This is a genomic window from Vibrio salinus (assembly GCF_021272385.1).
Classification (GTDB): domain Bacteria; phylum Pseudomonadota; class Gammaproteobacteria; order Enterobacterales; family Vibrionaceae; genus Vibrio; species Vibrio salinus.
The window spans coordinates 133,944-159,427 of sequence record NZ_JAJSDZ010000005.1 but is presented as its reverse complement, the minus strand read 5'-3'; the positions used below and the strand labels follow the sequence as shown (position 1 = coordinate 159,427).

The following is a 25,484-nucleotide window of genomic DNA, read 5'->3' as shown; positions in this document are numbered from 1 at the left end:
GCTGGCTATTTAAAATCAGCATCCAATTAGGATCTTGCGAATCGGCAATTATATCGTCATTTCGGTAAGTTCCAATACTTACTGTTATGTTTCAGCATAGACTGTAAAATATCGACATAGAGTTGCCCTTTTTCAGAATAGTTAACAAGGCCATTGGTAACGTCAAAAGACGCGTCTTCTGACACCATCGATAAGCCCGCAGATCGCCTGTTTGCTCTTAACTTTCTGAGTTCAGCATAAGCTTTATTACGATTAACATTGAGGAAATAGTAATGAATAGACTGTTGAACTGAAGCGAATTTCGCAACTTCATGTATCATTCCTTCATTTCTGGCTAATGGTACTAAACCACAACCTTTCCGGTAACACCATTGTCCGAAGTAGTTGTTCCCTTCTCTGGCAAAACGGGAAGTTCCCCAGGCAGATTCATTCGCTGCCTGAATTAGCACCAGTGGTACAGGCAGGACATCCACTTTAACCAAAAGCTGTTCTAGCCATTGTTTGGTCAGCTCATCTGAATCAGGCGATTTGACCCGGTATTTCTTCGCAAGCTTCTTTAAGAATGTTAATTCTTTGGTGTTTAACTTGTTATGAGCCACCTTCTTTTGAAGGGCCAGTATTTTGTTGCGTTCTTGTTTTATTTCACTGTTTTCGAATTCAACACCGGGAATCAGATAGCGAAAAAACGCTTTTTTTCGTTCACTGATTTTTTTTATTTCTTTGAATTTCGGTGCTTCACCTATTTCATGACCGCTGGCAACATCCTGTTTAGGTTGATTCTTATTGTTCAGACTTAGCTGATATTGTGTAAAGGTACAACCAATAAGTGTTGCAGAAAAAATTGTATATATAATCCAGTACTTACGCATTAAAAACCTTTGTTTCATTATCTTTTGATGTGGTAACGATTGTCAGTTTAATTCCAAACATATTTCGATACAGGATACCTTTTACGTGCAGGAAAAAAGGCAAGACAAAAATAAGGCCAATTCCGTAGAACACAAAGCCAAGGATGAATAATGCTGAGCAGATAATGTAAATGCCAAATAGAGGCAGTAGTTTTCTGTTGGTTGCTTTTAGTGACACCATAAGTGACTGCAGAATTGACATTCTTTTTTCGCAAATAAGAAGAATAGAATGGCTAAATGCAATCGAGAAATAGATTGAGAGTAAGGAAATAAGATGGCTGGATATGGCCTGAATTAATAAATTAGCAATAGTTACCAAAATCAGGCTAGTGGTGAATTGTAATCCTTTAGTGATGAATCCTGTTCCGGTTGCTAAACCTGCTGCATGACTCATTGCCATCAGACTGACGCCTGCATAAATGGGAACGCTGATAACTTCATAGGTGAAATTAGCAATGAAAAAAGACCAGACAAGATTCGGGGTGAGCAAATTCGGATCTTTAAACGCATCAAGATAAACCGTTAGATCAGGTACCTGTAATTTGAGCGCAATGTAAAAAATGATAGCCTGAACAAAAACCATGATGACTATCGCAGGAGTGAATGAAAAGAAATGCTTAACTGTGATTTTGAATGCTTCATTAAAGATTTCTACAATGTTTAATTTGTAATCACCTTTTAGTGCCCTTTCAACTGAGCCACCTAAATTAAAGTCTTTTTCTAAGTTATTACTACTCATAACTACCTTATGCGTTGAGCAAAATAGATGTGTTTTCTTGACACAAATCCGCATTATAACTGATTTTTACTTAACTCTAAAACTAGACGATCTTACTGCTATCCGCCATGAGCTTTCTTTATTTCTAAAACGCAAGAATTTGGTATAAATCGGTACAAATTTCTTTTAAAGATCATTATGATTCGAAAATATCTTCCAATATGGATTTTTTCTTAGTTGTCTTATATCAGATATCAATACAGGCAACTTATTATGTGGAGAAAAACAGACATTGTACGCACCTGAACAACAATCTCAGCCAGTTGTGAGCATGAGTAATATCTCGAAACAATTTGACGGTAAAATTATTATCGATGATTTTAGCCTTGATGTTATAAATGGTGAATTTTTGACCATTCTTGGGCCGTCAGGTTGTGGAAAAACAACGGTTTTAAGGATTATTGCAGGTTTTGAAGATGCTGATAAAGGTTGTATTCGATTAGATGGTAGTCCTGTAACTCATATTCCGGCTGAATTGCGCCATGTTAATACTGTGTTTCAAAGTTATGCTCTTTTTCCTCATATGACGGTATATGACAATGTCGCATTTGGTCTGAGAATGCAAAAATTACCGGAGAATGAAATTGATGAGCGTGTATATGATGTATTAAAGATGGTTCGTCTGGAACCATTAGCTTCAAGGAAGCCACATCAACTTTCTGGTGGGCAACAACAGCGGATAGCTATTGCCCGGGCTGTGGTTAATAATCCTAAAGTTTTATTGCTGGACGAGTCTCTTTCTGCTCTTGATTATAAATTACGTAAGGAAATGCAGATTGAGCTAAAAGCTATCCAGAGAAAACTGGGTATTACTTTTATTTTTGTGACTCACGATCAGGAAGAAGCACTGTCCATGTCTGATCGTATTATCGTTATGAAAGATGGAAAAATTGAGCAAGACGGGACACCAAAAGAAATCTACGAAGATCCTAAAAATTTATTTGTTGCAAGCTTTATCGGTGAAATCAATGTTTTTGATGCCACAGTCATTAAGAGAATTGATCAGGATACTATTTGCGCTTCGATTGAAGGTTGTCATTCTGTACTTCATTACAAAGAGTCGGTGAAAGATGGTCATAAACTAAAAGTATTACTCAGACCAGAGGATCTGAGGTTAAAAGAAATCAACTCAGATGTAGCTGATGATGGAAAAAAACACATACTAGGTTCAGTAAAGGACCGAACTTATAAAGGGATGACGTTGGATTCAGTTGTCGAACTTGAGTCAGGCCTACGGGTTATGGTTAGTGAATTCTTTAATGAAGATGACCCGGATGTTGACCATTCTATCGGGCAGAAAGTATCAGTCTCCTGGGTTGAAAGCTGGGAGGTCATCCTTGATGAACAGCTTTAAAGATAAGCTTAATTTAAAAAATCTTATCATTACCGTCATTGTTAGCTGGATGGTTCTTTTTGTTCTGGTTCCTAACTTGATGATAGTCGTCACAAGCTTTTTGACCAGAGATGAATCTAACTTAATCAGTCCGGTATTTACACTTAATAATTACAGTCGGCTAATTGATCCTTTATATGCAAAAGTGGTCATGCATTCTTTTTATATGGCATTAGTTTCAACAATAATATGCTTATTTCTTGGCTATCCTTTTGCTTATTTTGTTGCCAAAATTCCGGTTAGATGGCGGCCGCTCATGCTTTTTTTGGTTATCGTCCCTTTCTGGACGAACTCTTTAATTAGAACGTATGGCTTAAAGATTGTTCTGGGAACGCAAGGTGTATTAAATAAAATCCTTATCAGTATTGGAATAATGGAAACGCCAATACGAATTATGTATAGCGAAACTGCGGTAATGATTGGACTGGTATACATATTATTGCCGTTTATGATTCTTCCCCTTTATTCATCAATTGAAAAGTTGGATAACGTATATATTGAAGCCGCCAGAGATTTAGGTGCCAATAAATGGCAAACGATTTGTCATGTTATTTTACCTCTGACGATGCCAGGTATTATTGGTGGATGCTTACTGGTTTTGTTACCAGCTTTGGGGATGTTTTATATTTCTGATTTATTAGGGGGAGCCAGAAATTTACTTATTGGAAATATTATAAAAAGTCAGGTTCTGAATGCCCGTGACTGGCCTTTTGGTTCTGCTACCAGTATTGCTCTTACTATTGCAATGGCTTTGATGCTTTATGTTTATTACCGGACAGGAAAGCTGCTTAATAAAAACGTGGAGTTAGAATAATGGGGAAAAGTGCCCGAATCAGTTTTATTGGTGTTATATATGCCTTCTTGTATCTTCCTATTATTGTGTTAATTGTAAACTCGTTCAATGAAAATAAGTTCGGTATGAAATGGGGAGGCTTTAGTACTAAATGGTATGACTCGCTATGGCATAACGCAGGCTTGATGCAGGCGGCATGGCATTCAATGACTATTGCTTTTTTCTCGGCTTCTGCCGCCGCTTTGATTGGTAGTCTTACTGCTGTCGCGTTGTTCCGGTATTCGTTTAAAGGAAAAAAATTAATTAACAGTATGTTGTTTATTGTCATGATGTCTCCTGATATTGTGATGGGTATTTCTTTACTGGCTTTATTTTTGTTTATCGGACTCCATCTGGGGTTTTTGACATTATTTGTTGCTCATATTACTTTTTGTCTGCCATTTGTTGTCATAACTGTATATAGCCGCCTCAATGGTTTTGATGTAAAAATGCTGGAAGCAGCCAAAGATCTTGGCGCGAAAGAATGGGTTATTTTAAAACAGATTATTTTCCCTCTTGCCAAGCCTGCGATTGCCTCCGGTTGGTTATTGAGTTTTACCTTGTCTTTAGACGATGTAATTATCAGTTCTTTCGTTACCGGCCCCACTTATGAAATTTTACCGTTGAAAATTTATTCTATGGTAAAGGTTGGAATCTCACCGGAAGTAAATGCTCTGGCTACGATTATGCTTATTCTTTCTCTTATATTAGTCGTAATAAGTCAGTTACTTGGTCGGGATAAAACAAAATAAATATTATGAATATTTTTTGTTCAGAAAACATAAGTTGTTGGGATATGCTTATAATATATTTACGTGATAATTGATGATTTAAGGCGTAATTGGAACTAATCCCGGTAATTTAGTCAACTGTCTGTATCAAAATTAATAAATTGTACTTATTTGGCGGAGTGTGTATTTAAAGTTGATATACTCTACTCTCTTATTTATTGCTTTATCATCAAAGTTTTAAGTGAACAAGAACGGAACGAATATGAAAAAAACACTCTTTGCTGGTGCTTTGTGTGCAGCGGCATCACTTTTTGCTAACAATTCAATGGCTGCAGATCAGGAACTTTATTTTTATAACTGGTCAGAATACATTCCAGATGAGGTTTTGCAGGAGTTTACTAAGGAAACAGGCATAAAAGTTATTTATTCAACTTACGAGTCGAATGAAACAATGTATGCCAAGTTAAAAACTCAGGGTTCTGGTTATGATTTAGTTGTACCTTCCACTTATTTTGTCTCTAAAATGCGTAAAGAAGGTATGTTGCAGAAAATTGATAAATCTAAACTATCTAATTTTGATGGCCTTGATCCAAATTATTTAAATAAACCTTTTGATCCGAACAATAATTATTCGATTCCTTATATTTGGGGTGCGACTGGGATTGGTGTTAACACCGATGTGATTGACAAAAGCAAGCTGCACAGTTGGGCCGATTTATGGGATCCAAAATGGAAAGGTCAGTTGCTTATGATGGATGATGCGCGTGAATTCTTTCATATTGCACTTTCTAAATTGGGATATTCACCAAATACAACAAATCCGGCTGAAATAAAAGCCGCTTATGAAGAGTTGAAAAAACTCATGCCAAATGTTTTGGTTTTTAATTCTGATTTTCCTGCTAACCCTTATATAGCTGGTGAAGTTTCATTAGGTATGCTTTGGAATGGTTCAGCTTATATGGCTCGCCAGGAAGGTGCTCCAATTGACATCGTGTGGCCGGAGAAAGGTGCAATTTTCTGGATGGATAGTTTGGCAATCCCTTCCGGCGCTAAGAATATTGAAGCGGCACATAAAATGATCAATTTCTTATTAAGGCCTGATAATGCAGCGAAAATTGCTTTAGAAATTGGATATCCAACTCCCGTTAAGGCGGCTTATCCATTATTGCCAAAAGCATTTATGAATGATCCTAATATTTTCCCTCCCCAATCAGTTCTTGATAACGGGGTTTGGCAGGATGAAGTAGGAAAAGCCAGTGCTCTTTACGAAGAATATTTCCAAAAGCTTCGTGTAGAAAATTAATTTACAACATTATAAAACGCGGCCTTTATCAGGCTGCGTTGTTGTATTTAATTTTCTAAGTTAATGAGTTCTTCAACAAGTTTAGGAACTTCGATACTGGCTTTACCATACCTTTTCTCCGCAAATTCACTTTCCACGGCGCTGGGTTCTAAATTTATTTCAATGGTATGTGCACCATGTAATTTTGCATCATGAACAAGTCCGGCCGCCGGATACACTATTCCGGATGTGCCTACAGAGACAAATAGGTCTGCGGATTCTAATACCTGATATATGCTGTCCATACCGATTGGCATCTCTCCAAACCAGACAATATCCGGTCTAAGTTGAGAGGGAGTCTTGCAGCATTGGCATAAATCGCCCTGGTGTAATTCACCCAATTGTTCGAATACTTTACCACTAGAGCAGCATCTTGCTTTTAAAAGTTCACCATGCATGTGAATAATATTACGGCTACCTCCTCTTTCATGAAGGTCGTCAATATTTTGAGTGATGATAATGACATTAGCTTTTGATTTACTTTCAAGCTGACCAAGAGCTATGTGAGCTTTATTTGGTTTTATCGATGGTGACAGTAATTGTTTTCGACGCTCGTTATAGAAATTTTGTACCAGATCCGGGTTGCGTTCATATCCTTCAGGCGTTGCAACATCTTCAATTCGATGATTTTCCCAAAGTCCATCGTTAGAACGAAATGTTTGAATACCTGATTCCGCTGAAATGCCTGCCCCTGTTAGTACGACGATATTATTATATGGAAACTTCATAAATATTCCTTCAGTTGCATTTATTTAGGTTAGCACCAATAAAAACATGAATACAGTCATACTAATAAAAATAAAAAGGGGTGGAAAACCACCCCTTTTTATTTAATAAAGATATTGAATTAATTTTCGTCGTTTGTTGCTGAAATTTTATGAATAGCCAGATCCGCGCCTTTATATTCATCTTCTTCAGATAACCTTAAACCGGTTAATTTATGCAATGAGCCATACACAACAAATGAACCAATGACGGCCACAGCAATTCCGGCTACGGTACCAATCAACTGAACAGTAAAACTGACACCTCCGATACCTCCTAAAGATGACTGGCCAAAAATACCGCAGGCAATACCCCCCCAGGCTCCACATAGTCCATGTAAAGGCCATACACCTAATACATCATCAAGTTTTGTTTTATTTTGTAAGAATGTGAATACCCAAACAAACAGCACACCAGCAATAATTCCTGTAACGAAAGCACCAAATGGGTGCATGAGATCTGATCCAGCGCAAACAGCAACTAAACCTGCCAGAGGTCCGTTATGGATGAATCCCGGGTCATTTTTCCCCGCGACCAATGTAGCAATAATTCCTCCAACCATAGCCAACAGTGAGTTCATTGCCACAAGCCCGCTGATGCCATTAATTGTTTGAGCTGACATTACATTAAAACCAAACCAGCCTACGCACAGGACCCATGCCCCTAAAGCAAGGAATGGAATATTTGAAGGTGCGAAGTTAGTGTGTTTACCCGCTCGTATTCTGCCCTTACGTATGCCCAGAAAAGACACTGCGACAAACGCTATCCATCCCCCTACACTGTGTACGACTACGGAGCCGGCAAAATCATGGAATGTTGCCCCGAAAGTATGTTCGAACCAGCTTTGGAGGCCAAAATTTCCATTCCAGATTATTCCTTCAAAGAAGGGATATATAAGGCCAACAGTAAAAAATGTTGCAATTAATATGGGATAGAACCGGGCCCGTTCGGCTATACCTCCGGAGACAATTGCGGGAATAGCAGCGGCAAAGGTTAGCAAGAAGAAAAACTTAACTAATTCATAACCATTGTGCTGTGCTAATGTTTGAGCGCTGGCAAAAAAATTGGCTCCGTATGCAACCCAATAGCCAATCAGCAAATACGCTATGGTTGATATACCAAAATCGGCAATGATCTTGACTAAAGCATTAACCTGATTTTTTTGTCTGACTGTGCCGACTTCCAGAAAAGCGAATCCTGCATGCATGAAAAAGACCATAATTGCGCCTAGCAACAAAAATAAAGTATCAGAGCTTTGAGCTAATGCCTCAACAGCACTCTGTACCTGGTTTACAGATTGGATCATTCTCGGTTCTCTCCATAGAGTTGCACAATATTTGTGCTAATTAAATCTAAATCCCCATTTTGGGGCTAATTTTTATCTTTAATTCGCTAAAGCAAGAAGTGATCCAATTTGGTGAAATTGTGAATTTAGGGGCAACTTTATAAAATAATTACTTATATAACAATGGGTTAGTTAATATCATAATGAGAAATATAAGCACGGACATTATGTTGGTTATCATTCGTTGCACCAAAATAGTTTAAAATGCTTAAAATTGGTGCTTTAAGGAAATTAGGTGTGGGTTATTATTGTGCATGAAAGGTAGCTGATACTACCTTTCATTGTTATACATCTAGTGAATATATCCTTTAACCCAGTTGGCAACTTCGTCGGGCATATCGCTCGATAAAACTAACTCTCCCCTTTCTGTATAGTGATCGGCTACCTTTCGAGAGGCTGTAATAGTTAGAAGTCGGTCCTGAACACTGGTTGAATTGTCTATAACGACAAATAGCTTCGGATGACCAGTCTTTAAATTTGCCAGATATTCTTTTTTTTCATTTGAATACAAATTTAGAATGACACTTTTATTAGAAAGTTTTTCAGGATATAAGTTAAAGCCAACCAACTGTTTTTGCCTAGTAACCCAAGCGCCAGTAATAATGCTGTGATCGACGAATTCACAGGCTATTGACCAAGCTTCTCTTGTTCTGAGCTTATCACTGATTTCATATATAGTTTGTGACATAACATACCTAGTGATTCTGTTTATTTACATTCGTGTATTAAAACCTTAAATCAATAATACATTATTCTATGAAATAAACTTGTCTCATAACTTAGATAACCATATTTTTATAATATTATAAATAAAGCATATGATTGAAATCTAAATTAAAGGTAACGGTAAAAAAACAGTAAATATTGTTTCATTTTGTTCATTTATTGATACATTTATTTTTCCATCCATTTGGTTAACTAAATCTTTACAGATAGCCAATCCTAAACCTGTTCCCTCCTTTTTTGTGGTAAAAAAAGGATCAAATATTTTATTTATATTTCTTCTATCAATTCCGCAACCTTTATCAGTCACTTTGACAACGACGCCAGTTGGCTCACCATTATCGTCGAATACATCATGAGTAGATACTAATATATCACCATGATGATTCATTGCATCAATAGCATTTAATTCTAAATTGATTAGGATTTGTAATAGTTGGTTTTTATCTATTAATACTTTTTTTGTTGCCCAACAATGGACCTTAAATTGAATATTTTTCTTGTTTGAACCTGTATTGGTTAACGTTATACTTTCAAATACAATTGGGTTAATATCTTGAATTACGGAGCTGTAGTTGGAGTTTGAAGAGGATTTACTATACTGAAGTAAACTATATATAATACTTTTTATTCTGTCTATTTGAGAGAATATAATCTGAATTTCGCTTTCAATATCAACATCTTTTTTTGATACAGATCGTTTAATTAATTCTACATTACCTAAAATAACAGCAATAGGATTGTTTATTTCATGAGCTATTCCTGCAGTTAAAATTCCTAGTGCTGCAAATTTTTCCTGAGAAACCAGTTTGTTTTTTGTTTGATTTAATAAATCTATATGCTGTTCAAGCAACTTCGCTTTTACTTTTAATCTTGCGGTTCTTTCTTCAACTTTTATTTCTAAATCCGAAACTAAAGAAGAAATCTGAGCGTTTCTTTCTTCCAGTTCATCAAGCATTTGGTTAAACTGGTTTGATAATAAAGATAGCTCGTGGTTATTATTAAGACCTAGCTCTCCAATTCTGGCATGTTCCCCGTTGCGGATTTTCAGAACAACATCCCTGATTTTTTCCAGTGGAGAAAATATAGCAAATGACTCTCTTATGACAAAATAGGTTGATATAAACAATAAAAGTACTGCGGTTATCAGGATGATACTGATACTAATAATATAATCCCGTAAAAATGACCAAACTGAGTATCCGGTGTATAACATCCCTATAACAGTGTTATCGGCTCCTCTTATGGGTTGATAGGCAGTGATGTATCTGTCGCCCACTACTTTGGCTATTCCAATCCATTCTTTTCCCAGTAAAAGAACTTCTTTAGTGACTTGTTCAGAAGCTTTGGTTCCAATGGCTCTTGACGTGTTGTCCATATTTGGGGAATTAGGTGTGGGGACATTTGTTGAAATTCTCAGGTCCCCTAAAAAGATGGTTACTGTTCCAACTGAGCTGTTACCAATAGAAGTCGGTGGATAAATTAGATCTCTTAGTTTATCAACCAAATTAATGGAATTGTTGATTACCAGTCCAGCTTCAATATAACCAATAAAGTCACCGTCATTACTGTTAACTTTTGCAATTGTTCTGAGAATCAGTGCTTTGGTTTCCACCTGATCTGAATTATATATATCTATCTTAGCTTTAGATACCAGTTTTGGATCGATTTCTTTAAGCTGCTGTAATGTGAATATATCAAAATGCGACCCTAAGCTTATTGAATCATTACTATTAGAAGAATAACTGAATTTAATATAATCAAAATTATAAGTAGACTGTAATTTTATTAGAGTCTTGTTAACTTTCGTTTCATCTGTTGAATGGTTTAACAGTTCTTGAAAATTGTAAGACTGAGTAATAGCAGATAGGCTCGACACTTGAGTTTTTTCTATTAACTGTAAACTTTTCTGCGCGATTTTTAGTCTTGTTGATACATCATGAAGTGTGTTTTTCCAGGTGTAAGTGAATGACCAGTACAGTGTAATAGCAATTAGTATTACCAATGTCGCTAATATTGGTGCTGAAGTTAATAACAGAATCCGGTATCTGGAAGAATTCGATAAATTTTTTATTTTACTCAGAGAATGCGTATTAGTGAATTTCCTACACATAATTACTCTCTTCTTCCCATTCCTTATATTTTCTTTCAATGGTTTTTCTGGATACACCCAACACTTTTGCTGCGGCAGATTTATTGCCATCAAAGTGCTCAACCACTTTTAGTATATGACTCTTTTCGATGTCTTTTAATGACCAGTCACTGGGATAGCCAGCTACCGTACTGGTCTCATTCATTGATGGAATATAACCACTATTAGAGACAGAAATGGTTACTTTTGTTGTATTTCCCAGAGCACTATCAAGTCTGCGATTCCAGTACTGTAACGGTGATATATTTAATAATAAACATCTTTCGACAAGGTTTCGTAGTTCTCTTGTATTTCCCGGCCACTCATAATCATACATATCCGTATGAATTTCTCCCAGCCATTGTGGAAGAGGTAATGCGAGATCTTTACAAATACACTTAGTAAAATAAATAATGATCTCTTTAATATCGCTTCTTCGCTCTCTTAGCGTTGGCATCTCAATTTTCAGAACTGCTAATTTATAATATAATTCTCCTCTAAACAGGCCGTTATCTATATATTCCAGAATATCTTTAACTGTTGAGGTGATGATTCTGACATCAATGGGAATTTCTTTGGATGAACCCAATGGTTTTATAGATCTTTTTTGAATAACACTAAGAAGGAGCCCCTGTTGTTCATAGTTAAGGTCAGTAATTTCATCAAAATATAGAGTGCCGCCATTTGCGATAGTAAACAGCCCTTCTTTATCTTTTGCATTAGAACCGAATAATTCCCTGTCTATGTCAACGAATGATAATGTTGAACAGTTGACCGAGACAAATGGCCCGGAGCGTCCACTTAATTTATGTATTCTTCGTGCTGCCCGTTCTTTCCCTGCCCCGGCTTCTCCATGAATAATAATGTTTGCTCTTGATGGCGCAAATTGTTGGATCACTTGTTTGAGCTGTTTTGTTTTTTCAGAAGTACCAACGATGTTTGTGTCGATGAGCTGAGATAAATCTCTCGATAATGCTTGTTCATGTCGGATCAAAATTCGCTTATCAAGACAACGGGTTACCGAAGAGAGTAAGTGGTCAAAGCTAAACGGTTTGAGAACAAAGTCTGAAGCACCAAGCTTTAATGCTTCGATTGTCATATCTATAGTGGCATAGCCTGTCATGAAAATAATATCGGACTCTGATGGCGTACCGAACAGTTCCTTCCATTCCAGACCAGAACGCCCTGGCAGATTGATATCCAATAAAAACACATCGTAATGATTTTGTTTTCTGAGTTCTTCTGCTTCTTCAATTGAACCGACACTATCGACGCGGTGAAAATAATCAGTCATTGCTTTTTTTAGGAACACTTGCATTCCTTCTTCGTCGTCAACAATCAGAATAGAAAAAATGGAATAATTTTTTTCTTGTACAGGGGGTTCAGAAAATTGAGTCATGAGTCAGTCACCCTCATTATTTGGACAATGCTAATATTCTCTCTTACCAAAGCTCTTATGTCATCTTTAATACGCAAACTATTTGATACAGAACATTTCAGGCTTCATCTTAAAGCTTAAAAAGTAATCAAAATTTAGTTTACTACGGTAATATATCTAAGCATCTTGAAGTTGCTTAGGTATAAAAGGTAGAATTCGCGAAATATTTTTATTTGGTAGATGTAAGTGACCAGAACAATTTTATACACATTTAAAAACGAAGATAAAACGCTTCTTTTCAGTTATGAGCGGTACAGAAATATCCATGAAGCGGTTGCTGATGCAGAAAAAATTGACATATCGGGATATTTGAAAATGGAAGCTCAGTTAGAGGCAATTGCGGACGCTAAAGCGGTGAAAAATTATTGTGATAATCATTTTAAAAAACTCGGATTTTCCCGTATTACATTGAAAGCAAAAGAAAATAAGGGTATTGGTAAATAATTGAAGAATTCAAATTAAAAAAGGAGCAGATGCTCCTTTTTTATTATTTGATATTAAGAAATGCAGCACCCCGGACACCACCTGAATCTCCGTGTTTTGCTTTTCTGATGACCGGACATGTTGCAACCGATAATAGGTATTTCGGAATTCTTTTAGGTAATTCTGAATAGATAAGGTCAAAATTTGACAGTCCGCCCCCCAGTACAACGGAATGTGGATCAAGTGCTGTTAATATATTAGCAAAGCAAATCGCCAGAAATTCCAGATAGAAATCAACAAACTCTTTCTCAGTTTGTTTGCCGTTATAATAATCACTAATAATATCTTTAGCCGATTTTTTAATACCGTATTTGCTATTGTATAGGTATTCAAATCCTCTTCCTGACAGATAATTATCCAGGCAACCTTTTTTCCCACATCCACAATCGTAGAGAGGGGCGCTATCACCCAGATGAAACCATGCATCAATAGGTAATCTCATATGACCTACTTCGCCAGCAACACCGTTCAGACCAGAAAAAACTTTCCCGCTATAGATTAGCCCACCTCCGAATCCGGTTCCCAGAATCAATCCTAATACTGAGTCATAATTTTTCAGCTCATCATCCCAGGCTTCTGAAAGAGCAAAGCAGTTTGCGTCATTTTCCAGTTTTACTTCCCGTCTAAGCCTCTGACTTAAATCTGCTCCCAGTTTTTTCCCGTTTGCACAAGGGATATTGACTGTCAGTACTGTACCGTCGATGCTGCTTTCCGTTCCTGGAAACCCGATACCGACATGACCCTGAGTATCAAATTGCTCATCATATTTTTCAACTAAAGATGCGATGTCGTTAACGAGCTGGTCATAATCATCTTTCGGAGTTGGAATGCGGACAGAAGCTTTCCTTTCCAATTGTTCATCAAATGCCCCAAACTCGATCTTTGTCCCACCGACATCAAAACCAAAATACATTCCACCCTCCAATATGACTTTTGTTTAATAGTCCAATATAACTCTAAATATCATTGAATGATAGATTTGATATATATGAAAGTGACTTTTTAAGCATACATTGATTTCAGTGCTAAATAATCGTTAAGTGCTGGCCTTTGAAGATTTTTTTTGGTTCTTGATTTGGACAGCAAATAGCTTTCTCTGAAGGCCCGAAACCAATATTCCAGTATTTTGCTTGTATTTTCGTATCCAGCTTGTTGTAGTACCAGCGAAGATACTTCTGCTGTAGAAAGATGTTTCGCATTGCCGGATTTTCTCATTATATATTCTGACAAATGCTCGGGATGGACAGACATAACGGGTAATGAATCGAGATATGGGGAACGCCTGAACATTCGTCGAGCTTCTCTCCAACTACCATCCAGTACTATAAAAAGCGGTTTTTTTTCAGTATGAATGATGTCATCTTTCAGATTGACGATTAAACGTTTTTTATCGTCAACGTATTCTTCAGGAAAAATTACTATTGGAAACAGATTGGGATCTGACAAGGTTTTTAACAGATAAGTATCCGGGTTAGTTCTGGACCAAAGGTAAACATCGGTTTCTTTTATCGTATCAGCGATTAACCGGCCTGTATTACTGGGTTTAAATATCTCAGTGTCTGAAACTAAAAGAATGAATTTTGCGGTACACTCAATATCAGGCTGGTAGCGGCAAAGACATAGGTGCTCTTCTATCTGGCAATATGGGCAGCGTTTAACTTTGGAGCCTCTGGCTGTAAATGGTTTTGTTGCTTTGTCTACACGGGCTTGGTAAACCGTGTGAAACTGATGAATCCTCATCTATTTTTGTGCCTGATAAAAATAAATGAGGATTTTACCGTTGAAGTCAGAAAATACAAATACCTTTCTGTCTTAGCTAGGGTCTGTTGACCTTTGATGGCTGATTTTTGTTCACTCTGAACGGGTTTTGAGCGCGGCGCAGGGCATATAGCTTAGTCTATCTTGTACCTTGATAGCATTTCTGACTGAGTCTGAGTAATCGTCGCAACGTCTTCAGCAACATTTACCAGCATTTCGATATGAGAAGCGGTACTATCTCCTTGTCTTGAGATATCAATGATTGACTCATTGACGCTTATTGTTGCCTGTTCCTGTTGTTGAGTCGCTATTACTACCTGCTCTATCTGATTTTCAATTGTTGAAATCGAATGGTTAATACTTCCAAAAACATCTTTGACCTGTTGTCCGGATGTTAAAACATGATTCATTTGTTCACGGGAGCTGGATATTGCACTCCTTGAATTGGCTGTTGACTCTAAAAGTTCGGTCATATTTTCCCTGATACTTTCTGTCTGAGCGGTTGTATCGCTGGCCAAACGTCTGACTTCATCTGCAACGACAGCGAACCCACGTCCAAATTCGCCGGCCCTTGCAGCTTCAATAGCCGCATTAAGAGCTAATAAATTTGTATTTTCGGCAATACCATTGATCAAATCGACCATTCCCTGAATGTTCATGACTTTTTTATCCAGTTCATCCATCGCAGAACTGTTGTCTTCCAGATTCTTATTCAGTTTTGTTAATGACCCGAGATTATCCTGAAGGAGGTTGACACCTCGTTGAGAATTTCCTGTTCCTTCTTTACTGATGCTGAGGATATGAGAAGTTGCAGATGAGATTTCTTTAACTGAGGCCTCTATTTGGGTCATTGTTGAGCTTACTTTTGACAATGCATCATTTTGTTTATCAAGTAATATCCGGCTTTCACGGGCCGCAGCATGACTTTTATGGGAAGCGAGGTCCAGTTGGTTTGAGTTGTCGATCACGTCACTTATTGAGGATCTGATGGTTCCTTCAACCCTAGAGAGATCTCTGGAAATATCCTGAAATTCGTAAGGTCCGGAAGTGGTAATCAGTTGCTCAGCAAAATTTTGTTGACTTAGCTGCGCCAGATGTGTGCGGATAATATTAAGGCTTTTACTAATCCAACGATGAATCAGAAATGCGGCCACAACAATAAACAAAACACATAGTATGGAACTCCAGAGCAGCGTTTGAGTTGAAAATGAAATTGCGGAATCAACCCGTGATTTTTTCGCATTCAGATTTGTTAGCATTACGTCTGAAAAAGATTCCAGTTCGTCCAGAATTATTCCTGAACTTAGTGTGCTCTTAGAGAGCAGAGCTTTCTGCTTCAGCCGGCTATCAATTAATTGTATAGCCTGGGATAATATCTGATTAGGTTTGAAACCATCAGAAATGATGTCATAACTTGAAGTGAAACTGGCAAAATCATTTATATCCGGGTACAGATCTTTAAAATTTTCATAGGCAAATTGTACTCCTGCCAGTCTGTTTTTTAATTCTTTGTATATTTTTGTCCCCTGCTCCTTATCTTTTTCCATCAATAAAGTTAGGAACAGGCTATCCATCTTCGAAACATTTGATATCAGCCGGTTAGCAGCATCCATGCCTTCCGGATTATCATAAGAAAGCGTATTAGCGATCCTGCTCATTTCAGGTCCCAGTGAACCCAAACCATACCTGAAACTGGCTTTGTTATTTTGAACTTGTTGAGATGTTTCGATAATTTTTTTTTGTTCTGATACCAGTTTTTGAGTCTTTTGCTTAAGCTGATTGGTTAATTGCAGAACATCCTTAATTTTTTCTTCTGGAATAATTGTATATCCATCCTCATTGGTATTTAAGACGCTGAGCTGCGTCAGATTTTTCCTTAATGATTGATGATTTTTTTCAAGTTGTCCGCTGATTTGTTTCACTTTTTTAGGTTGATTTGTGTTGATCAGCTTTGAAAGTAAATCATTTTGTGTCAGTACCAGCTGAATGATACGGGAATGCGTAACAGACAATGGAAAATCTTGATTTGATAGATGATGAAATTGCTTTGATGTTTGCTTTAAACCGGTAAAACCCTGGAAACTAATAAATAATAAAATTAATATCAGAAAGAAAAAAACAAGAATAAAAACTTTTATTAAAGAAATGTGGCGATTGGTATTAAAATTGAACATATTATCGTTATGAATTAAATCGAGTTGAAACGATAATATGTCTGTATGTTATCACTTATGAGACAGTTTTATGACAGTTCTGTGACAATTGATAATTTAGTCATAAGTTGCAACTGCTGTATCAAATAGGTTTTTGACTAATGCAATATACTCATCCAGAAAAATGATCTGTTCATTAGTTGCAGGCTTTGTCCAGCAACCGGCAAGTACTTCCCCCAAGTCTTCGACAACGATGTCTGTTTCTTTAAGCAATTTGAATCGCACACTGGAATGAAGCTCTGGATTTTGTTCAAACACGGCCATGATGTTGCTGGCCACCATGTCCATTACAACGTCTTCAACACTTTCTTGCCCCGTATCACCATCGTGAGTAAAAATATCCAGATTCAATGCCAGATGTTCGATCAAAGCTGTATAGCCTTCTTTATCCACAACCACGGCGGAACTCCAATCAATAAACGTTGTTTTAGTATCACATATTCTGTGAAATAAATTCAAAAGGTTCACAGAATTAATACACATAATAAGACATTTTTCCCAAAAGGAGTGATATTTATCTAATCAAGTGTACTAACAATTACCTTGAGTATGGCATAGGACGTTGAAAGCACAAGTTAACTTTGTTTGATAATAGAGAAAAAGATAAATAAAAAGTGCATTATTTGTCCTAAGCTTAAGTAGTGGTGTGGTTGTTTTTGAGGTGACTATGTGGGATAGCATTGCGAATCATATTTCTCATGAAACTAAGCAAAATTTTGTGATAACAAAGCATCATGCGATTTCAGGTGGTGATATCAATAAGTCTTATTTTATCAGCGACGGACTCGTAGATTATTTCGTGAAAGTAAATAATAAAAACGCTATCGATTTGTTTATTTCCGAAGCTGAGAATCTTAACCGGCTCAGGCAATCTGATACCATCTCGGTGCCTGAAGTCATTACCTATGGTACGACTAAGAGTCACTCGTTCCTTACCCTTAAATACTCTGAAATATCGGTTTTGACTAATGATGATACCTGTTATCTTGCCGGCAAGCAGCTGGCGAAGTTGCATCTTTGGGATGATCAGAAAGAATTCGGATTTGATCACGATAATTTTATCGGTTTGACCGAACAGCCTAATGCCTGGAATAAAAATTGGGCCCGGTTTTATTCAGAGCAAAGAATTGGCTGGCAATTACAGTTATTGAAAGATAAAGGGATTGTTCTGACAGATATTAGTGATTTTGTTCATCACATTTATCATATTTTGGCCGGACATAACCCAAAGCCTTCGTTATTGCACGGCGATCTCTGGTCAGGAAACCTCGGATCGACTAAAAGTGGCCCGTTATTCTATGACCCGGCGTGTTACTGGGGAGACCGGGAATGTGATATAGCCATGAGCCGGTTATTCGGACATTTTCCGCAATCGTTTTATAAGGGGTACAACGATATATATCCGTTGCCGGATAGTTATCAGAAAAGAGCCGATGTCTATAACCTATACCACATTCTCAACCATTGTAATTGCTTTGGGGGAAGCTACTTGTCTCAGGCAGAAAAAATGATTGAGGTAATGAAGTAGTTAACTATCCATTTTTTGTTTCATGACACGTTCAACGGTATCTACTATTGCCTGAGTGTTTGCATCAATTTCGAGATTGATTCGTTCTCCAATGACACTTTGCCCAAATGTGGTTCTATCCAGTGTTTCTGGGATTAAATGAACAGAGAAAGTATTACCGGAAACATCACCAATAGTCAGTGAGCAACCATTTAAGCCGACAAACCCTTTGGGGAGAATATATTTGATCAGTTTTTCTGGTACTTTTAACCAGAGTGTCTTGTTATTTTCTGATGAGATAATATCTGTGATTGTTGCTGTTTCAATAATATGGCCGGACATGATGTGTCCCCCTATTTCATCGCCATACTTTGCAGCTCTTTCGAAATTAATCATGTCACCTTCACTGAGATCGCCAAGATTTGTTAAGCGTAACGTCTCCTGCATGAGATCAAAAGTAACATGGTTCTTGTTTTTCTCAGTGACAGTTAAACAGCAGCCATTGTGTGCAATTGATGCTCCAACTTCTATTTGTTGAGAAAAATTTTCCGGTAAGACAATAGTGTGAGATTGTAATCCGGTTTTCTTTTTAATTTTAATGACGTTAGCAGTACCCTGAACAATCCCGGTAAACATTAGGATTCTCCTTATAAATTTGTTGGCGATATGATAAACAATTCATTATCATTGCAGCGATTATTTCATTGCGAGATAAAGCAATATTACTCTACTGGAGAATTTAGTGTCTGACTATAAAACAGAAGCCGGAAAATTAATTAATTTAGCTTCACCTGTCCTTGTTGCATCTATCGCTCAGACCGGAATGGGATTTGTTGATACAATAATGGCTGGAGGATACAGTGCATTAGACATGGCAGCAGTTTCTGTTGCTGCAAGCATTTGGCTACCAACCATTCTTTTTAGTATGGGAATTTTGATGGCTCTTGTTCCTGTTGTTGCTCAGTTAAATGGTGCCAATAAATCCGAAAAAATACCTTTTGAAATTCAGCAAGGAATTTATGCTGCTCTTATTCTTACTGTTCCGACAATATTTGTTTTGTTTCAGGCCCATTTTATTTTAGAGCTGATGAATGTTGATAAAGTACTTGAGACCAAGACAATACATTATTTATACACAATGATGTTTGCTGCTCCGGCTTTTCTTCTTTTTCAATCACTAAGAAGCTTTACAGACGGGATGTCAAAAACGAAACCAGCTATGGTTATTGGTTTTATCGGTTTGTTATTTAATATTCCACTTAACTGGCTGTTTGTTTACGGTAAGTTTGGAATGCCCGAATTAGGAGGGGTTGGGTGCGGTATTGCAACTGCAGCTGTGTATTGGATCATGGCCATTTTATTACTTCTGTATGTACTACAGTCTAAGTCACTGAAAAGAATTCCTCTGTTTGATGTCTGGTACTCGTTGAATGTTAAAGAGCTTTTGCGACTGTTCCGGCTTGGTTTACCCGTTGCATCGGCTCAGTTTTGTGAAGTGACACTATTTGCTGTTGTCGCTTTACTTGTTTCTCCTTTAGGGCCAACGGTTGTTGCTGCCCATCAAATTGCGATTAATTTTTCCAGTTTGATTTTTATGCTACCGATGAGCCTTGGCGTTGCTGTCAGTATCAGAGTCGGTCATTTTCTTGGAGAACAAGATTCGCATGGTGCAGAAATTGCCGCTAAAGTGGCTTTGTTAGTTGCTATTGTTACGTCTTTTATTACAGCAAGTATTACCATGTTGGGAAGTGGGTTTATTGCGAATATGTACAGTGATAACGCTGAAGTTCTGCATCTCGCTATCCCTTTACTTATTGTTGCCGGTGTCTATCAGTGTACAGATGCCATCCAGGCGGTAGCGTCCGGGGCTTTGCGTGGTTACAAAGATATGAAAGCTATTTTTGTCAGAACACTGGTGTCTTATTGGGGGTTGGGTTTGCCCTGTGGTTATATTCTTGGTATGACAGACTTGCTGATAGAACCAATGGGAGCAAAAGGATTCTGGATTGGTTTTATTATTGGTTTATCCTCTGCTGCAATACTATTGGGACAGCGTTTGTCCTGGATGTTCAGGCAGGATAACCAGATGATTTTGAAACTGGCAAGCCGGTAGCCGTTTTTTGTTCTATTGAAAGAGCCTCGCATGTGAATAAAATGCGAGGCTTTGTATTTAGTGCAGAATTTATGAGTTCTGCGAGTCCGTTACTTTTTCTTTATTGTTGCTGTTATTTTGTGTTTGATAATGTTTCAGCCGGGTTAGATATTTTATCCAGCTTCTGGTCTCCGTTGACGGGTGCAGCTTATGTGCTTTTTCCGCAAGTTTAAGCGCAGAATTTAATCGGTTAAGTCTATACAACACTCGAGCTTTTGCCAGAGCAAGCTTTATTTCCGGGTAATGTCCTTCCAGTTTTTGCAATGTGGTATATGCTTTTTTATAGTGATTCTGCTGAATGTCGATCTGAGCAACATTCCATAAATATTTTTTTTCCTTACCGGCCGCTATCAGCCATATCCGACGGGCTTTTTGCCATTCTTTTGCGTTTTGCCAGTAGCTTGCTAACTGAATCGTAAGCTTATGATTTGTTGTGACATCTCTTACTGTGGATAAAATTCGTGCAGCTTTCTCCGGAATTCCATTTTGGGCGTAAAGCTGAGAAAGTAGTCTCAAATCTTTATCTGTTAATGCAACATGATTCAAATGAGCCAATTCAAGACTGCTTAGCGCTAACTTCTGTTGATTGGTTTGCAAATACAGGCTAACCAATTGCATCCACCAGTTACGGCTATGGGATTCAAGAGGAATGATTCGTTTAACCGTTTTTATCGCAGTTTTCAATTGATGTAATTGCAGTTCAGCTCCCAATTTAATGGATAGTGGTGTGAGTGCATCAGGAAGCCCATAGGATTCGTAAGAATTCATTGATGAAATAACTGATTTCCATTTCTCCAGCTGATAATTTATTTGTGCAATTCTTAGCGTTAGAACTGGCTTATCTTTTGCCTCTTTACTTTGCAAAAGGTGGTGGTAGTGCACCAATGCTTTTTTGAACCGTTGTTCATTGAGTAATAATTCTGCCAGCATTTTTTCTGTATCCCAGGCATTTCTATCCTTCAATTGCCCTGAATTAACCGCAAGGGAAAGGTACTGGATGGCTTTATCCGAATTATCTGCCTGCCAGAAATACACACCGAGAATTCTGTTTATATATGCCTGATCGTAAGGACGATTTGTTGAGATACTTTTCAATATGGCAATCGCTTTATGAAATTTACCGTTTTCTGCCATTGCTTGTGCTGAGACAATCTTTTGAGTTGTATAACGGCTTAATTCACTAGCGCAAAGATTGGCTGAAAGCAGCGTGCATAATATCAGTAATGTTTTGCTTATCGACATCTTCATTTTGCAATCCTAAACTCAACTTTGGTCTGTTGCCCTTTGACGACAGAAGGCTGTCCGTTATCAATACTGGGTTGATATTTCCAACGTTTTACAGCTCTTAATGCTTCGCGGTTAAATATGTTTTTAGGCTTAGATTCAATAACACGGACATTGAAAGGCCTTCCTTCCTCATTTATGTCAAACTGAACGATGACATAGCCCTCGATGTTACGACGTAACGCTCTGGTGGGATAATTCGGCTCGACGCGATATACCGGCATTAGTTGTCGATTATCAGCCAATTTTCCTAAATTGGGTGCCTGTACCTTTATCCCTTTGATTTTTGACTGAAAATTTAGCTGAGAAACCGGAGAATCATATGAGATTGTATTCATTTCAGGCGTTGCGCTTAATGGCTTTGGCTGAAATTTTGACGGCGGAGGAGGTATTCTAGGCGGTTCAGGAACGGAACGCTGACGCCGATGGACTTGAGTTTCATTTTCCACCATGATCATATCAAACTGTAAAGCCGCCGAATCTTCCGGCTTTTGAGTTCTGCCGTTATCCACCATCCAGGACATAAAACTAAACAGTAACGCAGCAATAACCACACTGGCCGGAATAGAAAACAGATAGCGAACCATTATTGTTTCTCCGCTGCCAGCGCTATGTGTTTTATACCGGCGCCTTTGGCCGCATCCATGACATGAACCACGGTTCCGTTATAAGCATGCTCATCTGCCTGAATCACTAGTGATGCCTCAGGCTTATCCGTCATCATACGTTCTAATGTAGCCTGAACCCGTTCTTCATCCACGATTTTTTTATCGATATAGATATCATTGGCGGATGTAATGGCAACAAAGATTCCGGCGTCTTTCTGGCTGACCGCGTGACTTGCCTGGGGACGGTTTACTTCAACCCCCGACTCTCTGACAAATGAACTGGTCACAATGAAAAAGATCAGCATGATAAAAACAATATCCAGCATTGAGGTCAGATCAACCTGAGCTTCATCCTGATGATTTTGTCGGCGTCCTAATCTCATGAATAACTCCTAAGGGATTTTTCCAGTTTCATTTCTAATATCTGGCATCGTTTTAGTAACCGGGAATGCATAAATAACCCCGCCAAAGCGGCAACCATGCCGGCCATGGTTGGCAACGTGGCTAATGAGATTCCGGAAGCCATTAATTTCGGATCCGCCGTGCCTTTGGTCGCCATGACATCAAATACAGAGATCATGCCGGTTACCGTTCCTAATAAACCGATCATCGGACAAATGGTGACAAGTAACTTAATAAAGTTCAGGTTAGAAAATAACAATTCATGAGCTTCTGAGAGCCACCCATCTCTTATTGACAACGCAAACCAGGAATAATGTTCCTTTCTTGATTGCCAGCCATTAACCCATATCTTTCTTTTTTGTGGGAATACAACCAGCAAAAAAAGAAAGCGTTCAATGATGAAAAACCATGAAAGAACAACGACTACGGCCAGTCCCCACAGGACAGTTCCTCCCTGATTCATGAAGTTTTCAACAGAAAGCAATAAATTTTCAATAGGCAGATAACTAAACATTAGGCTGTTTTTCCTGACAGGCTTTGTCTTCCATCTTTTTCTGCCTGTGTTGCAACCAGGCTAATCCCTTGCTTCTCAAGAATATTTCGTATTGATTCCGATTGACTGCTCAGTATGTTGTGGGCAAGAAGTAATGGCATTGCTGCAACCAGTCCTAATACAGTAGTGACTAGTGCCATCGAGATTCCGCCAGCCATCACCTTCGGGTCACCATTACCAAACATGGTAATTACCTGAAAAGTTTCGATCATACCGGTTACCGTACCAAGCAATCCCAGCATTGGTGCCAGTGCGGCTAATAACTTCAGCATAGACAGCCCTTTATCAAGATTACTTTGTTCGTCAACAACGGCTTCAAGCAAACGTAATTCCAAGGCTTCAACGGTTTGGGGCTCATCTTTTTTATAGACGCTCAAAACCCTGCCCAAAGGATTATTACCAATGATATCTGGTGTTTTAAGTTGTTTTCTTATCTTTTGTTTATTTATTGATAGAGAGATGCCACGGGTGATGGCAATAATCAGACCAATGATGAGCAGTCCGATAATGATTTTTCCTATTACTCCACCCGCTTTAAGACGATCGGCCAGCGTCGGTTCATTGGCGAGCTGGCTAATGATAACACCACGGGATGGATCCACCGGTAAATACTGTGTATTACCTGCTAATAAGGGAGATAATGTTGCAACCGTTGGTGACATGTCAGGTTGAACCAGATAAGAAACAGCTTCGTGTTGATTACTGTCCCAATTCAAATACCCGTTTTTTCCTATCAGGGCCAGATTACCAAGGCGGATTACTGACTGAGTTTGTTTTTGCCCCTGATGATTAATAAAGGGTACTTTAATTTCTTTTATCTCATTGCTGGCGTATATCTGTTCAGCAAAGGCTTTTGATAAGTCGGTGAGCTGTTTGAGTGATGGCAAGGATTTTGCTGATACAATTTGCTTGATGACACTATTAAACTGAGCATGATCGGCTGTGGTTACCGAATTCGACAGACCAGACTGAAATTCCTTGGCGTTTTGACGAACGACACCAAAAATTTCACCAAGACTGCCACTTTCCAGACTGAGTTTTTTTTCTAACCGGGCAAGCTTATCTTCATTTTGGCTGAATTTTTTTGTTAACTGATCGATTTCTTTTTGTAATGCCCTTTTCTTTTTCTGAAGATTTTGTTTTTTCAGGCGTAGATTTGCTTCGGATTGTTTAAAAGTGGCTTCTCTATGTTCGTTGTGAATCTGTTCCTGTCTCTTATGATCCTGCGCTAAATGCGTCAGAGATTCAGCACTGACCGGACCAATGCTAAAAATACAGCTAATCAGGGTTATTATAGTGAGCAGGCGCATTATTTTACCTCCGCTGTATTTAATGAGACCGGAAGTAAAAGCATAGTTGGTGCAATTTTTTGATTGGCAAGTTCGTATGCCTGATTAATTTTCTCTAAGTACTTACTGTTACCATCAATCCATTGTTGCTGATGTTGATCCCATGTCCAAAATTTTGATTTATCGATGCTTCTTGCAACGAAAACCGCCCTGCCCAGATAAAAGATATCAGCGAGTAGTTTATGGGGATGATTACCTTTAAGAGAAATTTCGGAACGGTAGGTCGCCATCTTATTGCCGTATTGAAATTCTATTTGGTACGCTTCCAGTATCTGGCGGTATTTTTCTGCTTCGCTGACATCGGCCTGAGTCATCAGAGAACGAAGCTCCTGTATGCGCTTAATTCGTTGTTTATACTTTATTGGTTTATCGTTTTCAATCAGTGTTTGAAGCTCATCCAACATGTTGTACATCAATGGAACAATGCCCTGTCTGGTCTCTTTAATCGATGATATCTGATGATCTAAACTTTCGATCTCATCGGCCTGATTTGTAATTAATCCTTTAAGATGTTTTTTGTAAATGGTCAGATTTCGGAGTTCTTCATTTAGCTGGCGTATATCTTCATTAAACTCTTCTGATTTCTGAACACTGGAGTTGATAACTTTTTGGCTGTGAATGGACGATTGATTGGTTTTATTTTGTATGGCTGATGCGCTACCGAGATCGGTCGCATAAGCAGAAAAACTGAACATCGTAATAACAAGAGCTAAACTGGTTTTCATTAATCTAATCACTAAAATCACATATCATATTTTTGGTAATACTAATGAGAAACGATATCATTAT

General features: G+C 38.1%; 25 protein-coding genes. 7 read left to right on the top strand and 18 right to left on the bottom strand.

The features are described from left to right. Positions 1–56 precede the first annotated feature (56 nt). Positions 57–869, bottom strand: a complete 813-nt coding sequence (locus LRQ06_RS00885; protein ID WP_232764558.1) for a glucosaminidase domain-containing protein — start codon at positions 867–869, stop codon at positions 57–59. Further along, entirely contained in the window at positions 862–1,647 is a 786-nt protein-coding gene (locus tag LRQ06_RS00880; protein ID WP_232764557.1) for a hypothetical protein, read from the bottom strand. Before LRQ06_RS00880 ends, LRQ06_RS00885 begins: the two co-directional genes overlap by 8 nt. Before the next feature lie 310 nt (positions 1,648–1,957). Between LRQ06_RS00880 and potA the strand changes: the two genes are divergently transcribed. From potA to LRQ06_RS00860, 4 genes are all read left to right on the top strand, one after another. Beyond that, a complete protein-coding gene (potA, locus tag LRQ06_RS00875; RefSeq protein WP_232764556.1) occupies positions 1,958–3,040 on the top strand; it encodes a spermidine/putrescine ABC transporter ATP-binding protein PotA in 1,083 nt (360 codons plus the stop codon). Beyond that, positions 3,027–3,893 (top strand): spermidine/putrescine ABC transporter permease PotB, encoded by an 867-nt coding sequence (gene potB, locus LRQ06_RS00870; RefSeq protein ID WP_232764555.1) that lies wholly within the window; start codon positions 3,027–3,029, stop codon positions 3,891–3,893. Before potA ends, potB begins: the two co-directional genes overlap by 14 nt. Then, positions 3,893–4,663 (top strand): spermidine/putrescine ABC transporter permease PotC, encoded by a 771-nt coding sequence (gene potC / locus LRQ06_RS00865; RefSeq protein ID WP_232764554.1) that lies wholly within the window; start codon positions 3,893–3,895, stop codon positions 4,661–4,663. Before potB ends, potC begins: the two co-directional genes overlap by 1 nt. Positions 4,664–4,904: 241 nt before the next feature. Continuing rightward, the gene (locus tag LRQ06_RS00860; RefSeq protein WP_232764553.1) at positions 4,905–5,945 is read left to right on the top strand and encodes an extracellular solute-binding protein; all 1,041 of its coding nucleotides are present in this window, start codon (positions 4,905–4,907) and stop codon (positions 5,943–5,945) included. Positions 5,946–5,992: 47 nt separating this feature from the next. On the opposite strand, the gene cobB is transcribed toward LRQ06_RS00860, so the two are convergent. The 5 genes from cobB to LRQ06_RS00835 all read right to left on the bottom strand — a co-directional run bounded on the left by cobB (position 5,993) and on the right by LRQ06_RS00835 (position 12,347). Further along, the gene (gene cobB / locus LRQ06_RS00855; protein WP_232764552.1) at positions 5,993–6,712 is read right to left on the bottom strand and encodes a Sir2 family NAD+-dependent deacetylase; all 720 of its coding nucleotides are present in this window, start codon (positions 6,710–6,712) and stop codon (positions 5,993–5,995) included. 119 nt (positions 6,713–6,831) lie between these two features. Continuing rightward, a complete protein-coding gene (locus LRQ06_RS00850; protein ID WP_232764551.1) occupies positions 6,832–8,055 on the bottom strand; it encodes an ammonium transporter in 1,224 nt (407 codons plus the stop codon). Positions 8,056–8,386: 331 nt separating this feature from the next. Continuing rightward, positions 8,387–8,782, bottom strand: coding sequence for a DUF3305 domain-containing protein (locus LRQ06_RS00845; RefSeq protein ID WP_232764550.1), 396 nt, complete (start codon positions 8,780–8,782; stop codon positions 8,387–8,389). Between the two features lie 141 nt (positions 8,783–8,923). Beyond that, entirely contained in the window at positions 8,924–11,020 is a 2,097-nt protein-coding gene (locus tag LRQ06_RS00840; RefSeq protein ID WP_232764549.1) for a sensor histidine kinase, read from the bottom strand. Then, entirely contained in the window at positions 10,923–12,347 is a 1,425-nt protein-coding gene (locus LRQ06_RS00835; RefSeq protein WP_232764548.1) for a sigma-54-dependent transcriptional regulator, read from the bottom strand. Before LRQ06_RS00835 ends, LRQ06_RS00840 begins: the two co-directional genes overlap by 98 nt. Positions 12,348–12,572: 225 nt before the next feature. Between LRQ06_RS00835 and LRQ06_RS00830 the strand changes: the two genes are divergently transcribed. Beyond that, the gene (locus tag LRQ06_RS00830) at positions 12,573–12,830 is read left to right on the top strand and encodes a DUF2960 family protein (RefSeq protein WP_232764547.1); all 258 of its coding nucleotides are present in this window, start codon (positions 12,573–12,575) and stop codon (positions 12,828–12,830) included. Positions 12,831–12,873: 43 nt separating this feature from the next. On the opposite strand, the gene nagK is transcribed toward LRQ06_RS00830, so the two are convergent. From nagK to LRQ06_RS00810, 4 genes are all read right to left on the bottom strand, one after another. Continuing rightward, positions 12,874–13,782, bottom strand: coding sequence for an N-acetylglucosamine kinase (nagK, locus tag LRQ06_RS00825; protein ID WP_232764546.1), 909 nt, complete (start codon positions 13,780–13,782; stop codon positions 12,874–12,876). 89 nt (positions 13,783–13,871) lie between these two features. Continuing rightward, the gene (locus tag LRQ06_RS00820) at positions 13,872–14,609 is read right to left on the bottom strand and encodes a tRNA-uridine aminocarboxypropyltransferase (protein ID WP_232764545.1); all 738 of its coding nucleotides are present in this window, start codon (positions 14,607–14,609) and stop codon (positions 13,872–13,874) included. Positions 14,610–14,761: 152 nt separating this feature from the next. Next, complete coding sequence (locus tag LRQ06_RS00815) at positions 14,762–16,801, bottom strand: methyl-accepting chemotaxis protein (RefSeq protein ID WP_232764544.1); 2,040 nt, start codon at positions 16,799–16,801, stop codon at positions 14,762–14,764. A gap of 96 nt (positions 16,802–16,897) precedes the next feature. Continuing rightward, complete coding sequence (locus LRQ06_RS00810) at positions 16,898–17,239, bottom strand: DUF3802 family protein (RefSeq protein WP_232764543.1); 342 nt, start codon at positions 17,237–17,239, stop codon at positions 16,898–16,900. Between the two features lie 268 nt (positions 17,240–17,507). Between LRQ06_RS00810 and LRQ06_RS00805 the strand changes: the two genes are divergently transcribed. Continuing rightward, positions 17,508–18,368: a fructosamine kinase family protein gene (locus LRQ06_RS00805; RefSeq protein WP_232764542.1), complete on the top strand. Its 861-nt coding sequence runs from the start codon at positions 17,508–17,510 to the stop codon at positions 18,366–18,368. Here the strand turns inward: LRQ06_RS00805 and LRQ06_RS00800 are convergent, their stop codons facing one another. After that, positions 18,369–18,983, bottom strand: a complete 615-nt coding sequence (locus LRQ06_RS00800; RefSeq protein ID WP_232764541.1) for a riboflavin synthase subunit alpha — start codon at positions 18,981–18,983, stop codon at positions 18,369–18,371. Positions 18,984–19,089: 106 nt separating this feature from the next. On the opposite strand from LRQ06_RS00800, the gene LRQ06_RS00795 reads away from it, so the two are divergent. Further along, positions 19,090–20,460, top strand: a complete 1,371-nt coding sequence (locus tag LRQ06_RS00795) for an MATE family efflux transporter (protein ID WP_232764540.1) — start codon at positions 19,090–19,092, stop codon at positions 20,458–20,460. A gap of 69 nt (positions 20,461–20,529) precedes the next feature. Here the strand turns inward: LRQ06_RS00795 and LRQ06_RS00790 are convergent, their stop codons facing one another. From LRQ06_RS00790 to LRQ06_RS00765, 6 genes are read right to left on the bottom strand one after another with little or no spacing between them, the layout of a single operon-like run. Further along, a complete protein-coding gene (locus LRQ06_RS00790) occupies positions 20,530–21,747 on the bottom strand; it encodes a tetratricopeptide repeat protein (protein ID WP_232764539.1) in 1,218 nt (405 codons plus the stop codon). Continuing rightward, positions 21,744–22,370 (bottom strand): energy transducer TonB, encoded by a 627-nt coding sequence (locus LRQ06_RS00785; protein ID WP_232764538.1) that lies wholly within the window; start codon positions 22,368–22,370, stop codon positions 21,744–21,746. Before LRQ06_RS00785 ends, LRQ06_RS00790 begins: the two co-directional genes overlap by 4 nt. Further along, positions 22,370–22,774: an ExbD/TolR family protein gene (locus LRQ06_RS00780; protein ID WP_232764537.1), complete on the bottom strand. Its 405-nt coding sequence runs from the start codon at positions 22,772–22,774 to the stop codon at positions 22,370–22,372. The genes LRQ06_RS00785 and LRQ06_RS00780 overlap by 1 nt, the downstream gene beginning before the upstream one ends. Then, on the bottom strand, positions 22,771–23,307 hold the full coding sequence (locus tag LRQ06_RS00775) for a MotA/TolQ/ExbB proton channel family protein (protein ID WP_232764536.1): 537 nt from the start codon (positions 23,305–23,307) through the stop codon (positions 22,771–22,773). The genes LRQ06_RS00780 and LRQ06_RS00775 overlap by 4 nt, the downstream gene beginning before the upstream one ends. After that, a complete protein-coding gene (locus LRQ06_RS00770) occupies positions 23,307–24,656 on the bottom strand; it encodes a MotA/TolQ/ExbB proton channel family protein (RefSeq protein ID WP_232764535.1) in 1,350 nt (449 codons plus the stop codon). Before LRQ06_RS00770 ends, LRQ06_RS00775 begins: the two co-directional genes overlap by 1 nt. Continuing rightward, entirely contained in the window at positions 24,656–25,420 is a 765-nt protein-coding gene (locus LRQ06_RS00765) for a DUF3450 domain-containing protein (RefSeq protein ID WP_232764534.1), read from the bottom strand. The genes LRQ06_RS00770 and LRQ06_RS00765 overlap by 1 nt, the downstream gene beginning before the upstream one ends. Positions 25,421–25,484 lie beyond the last annotated feature (64 nt).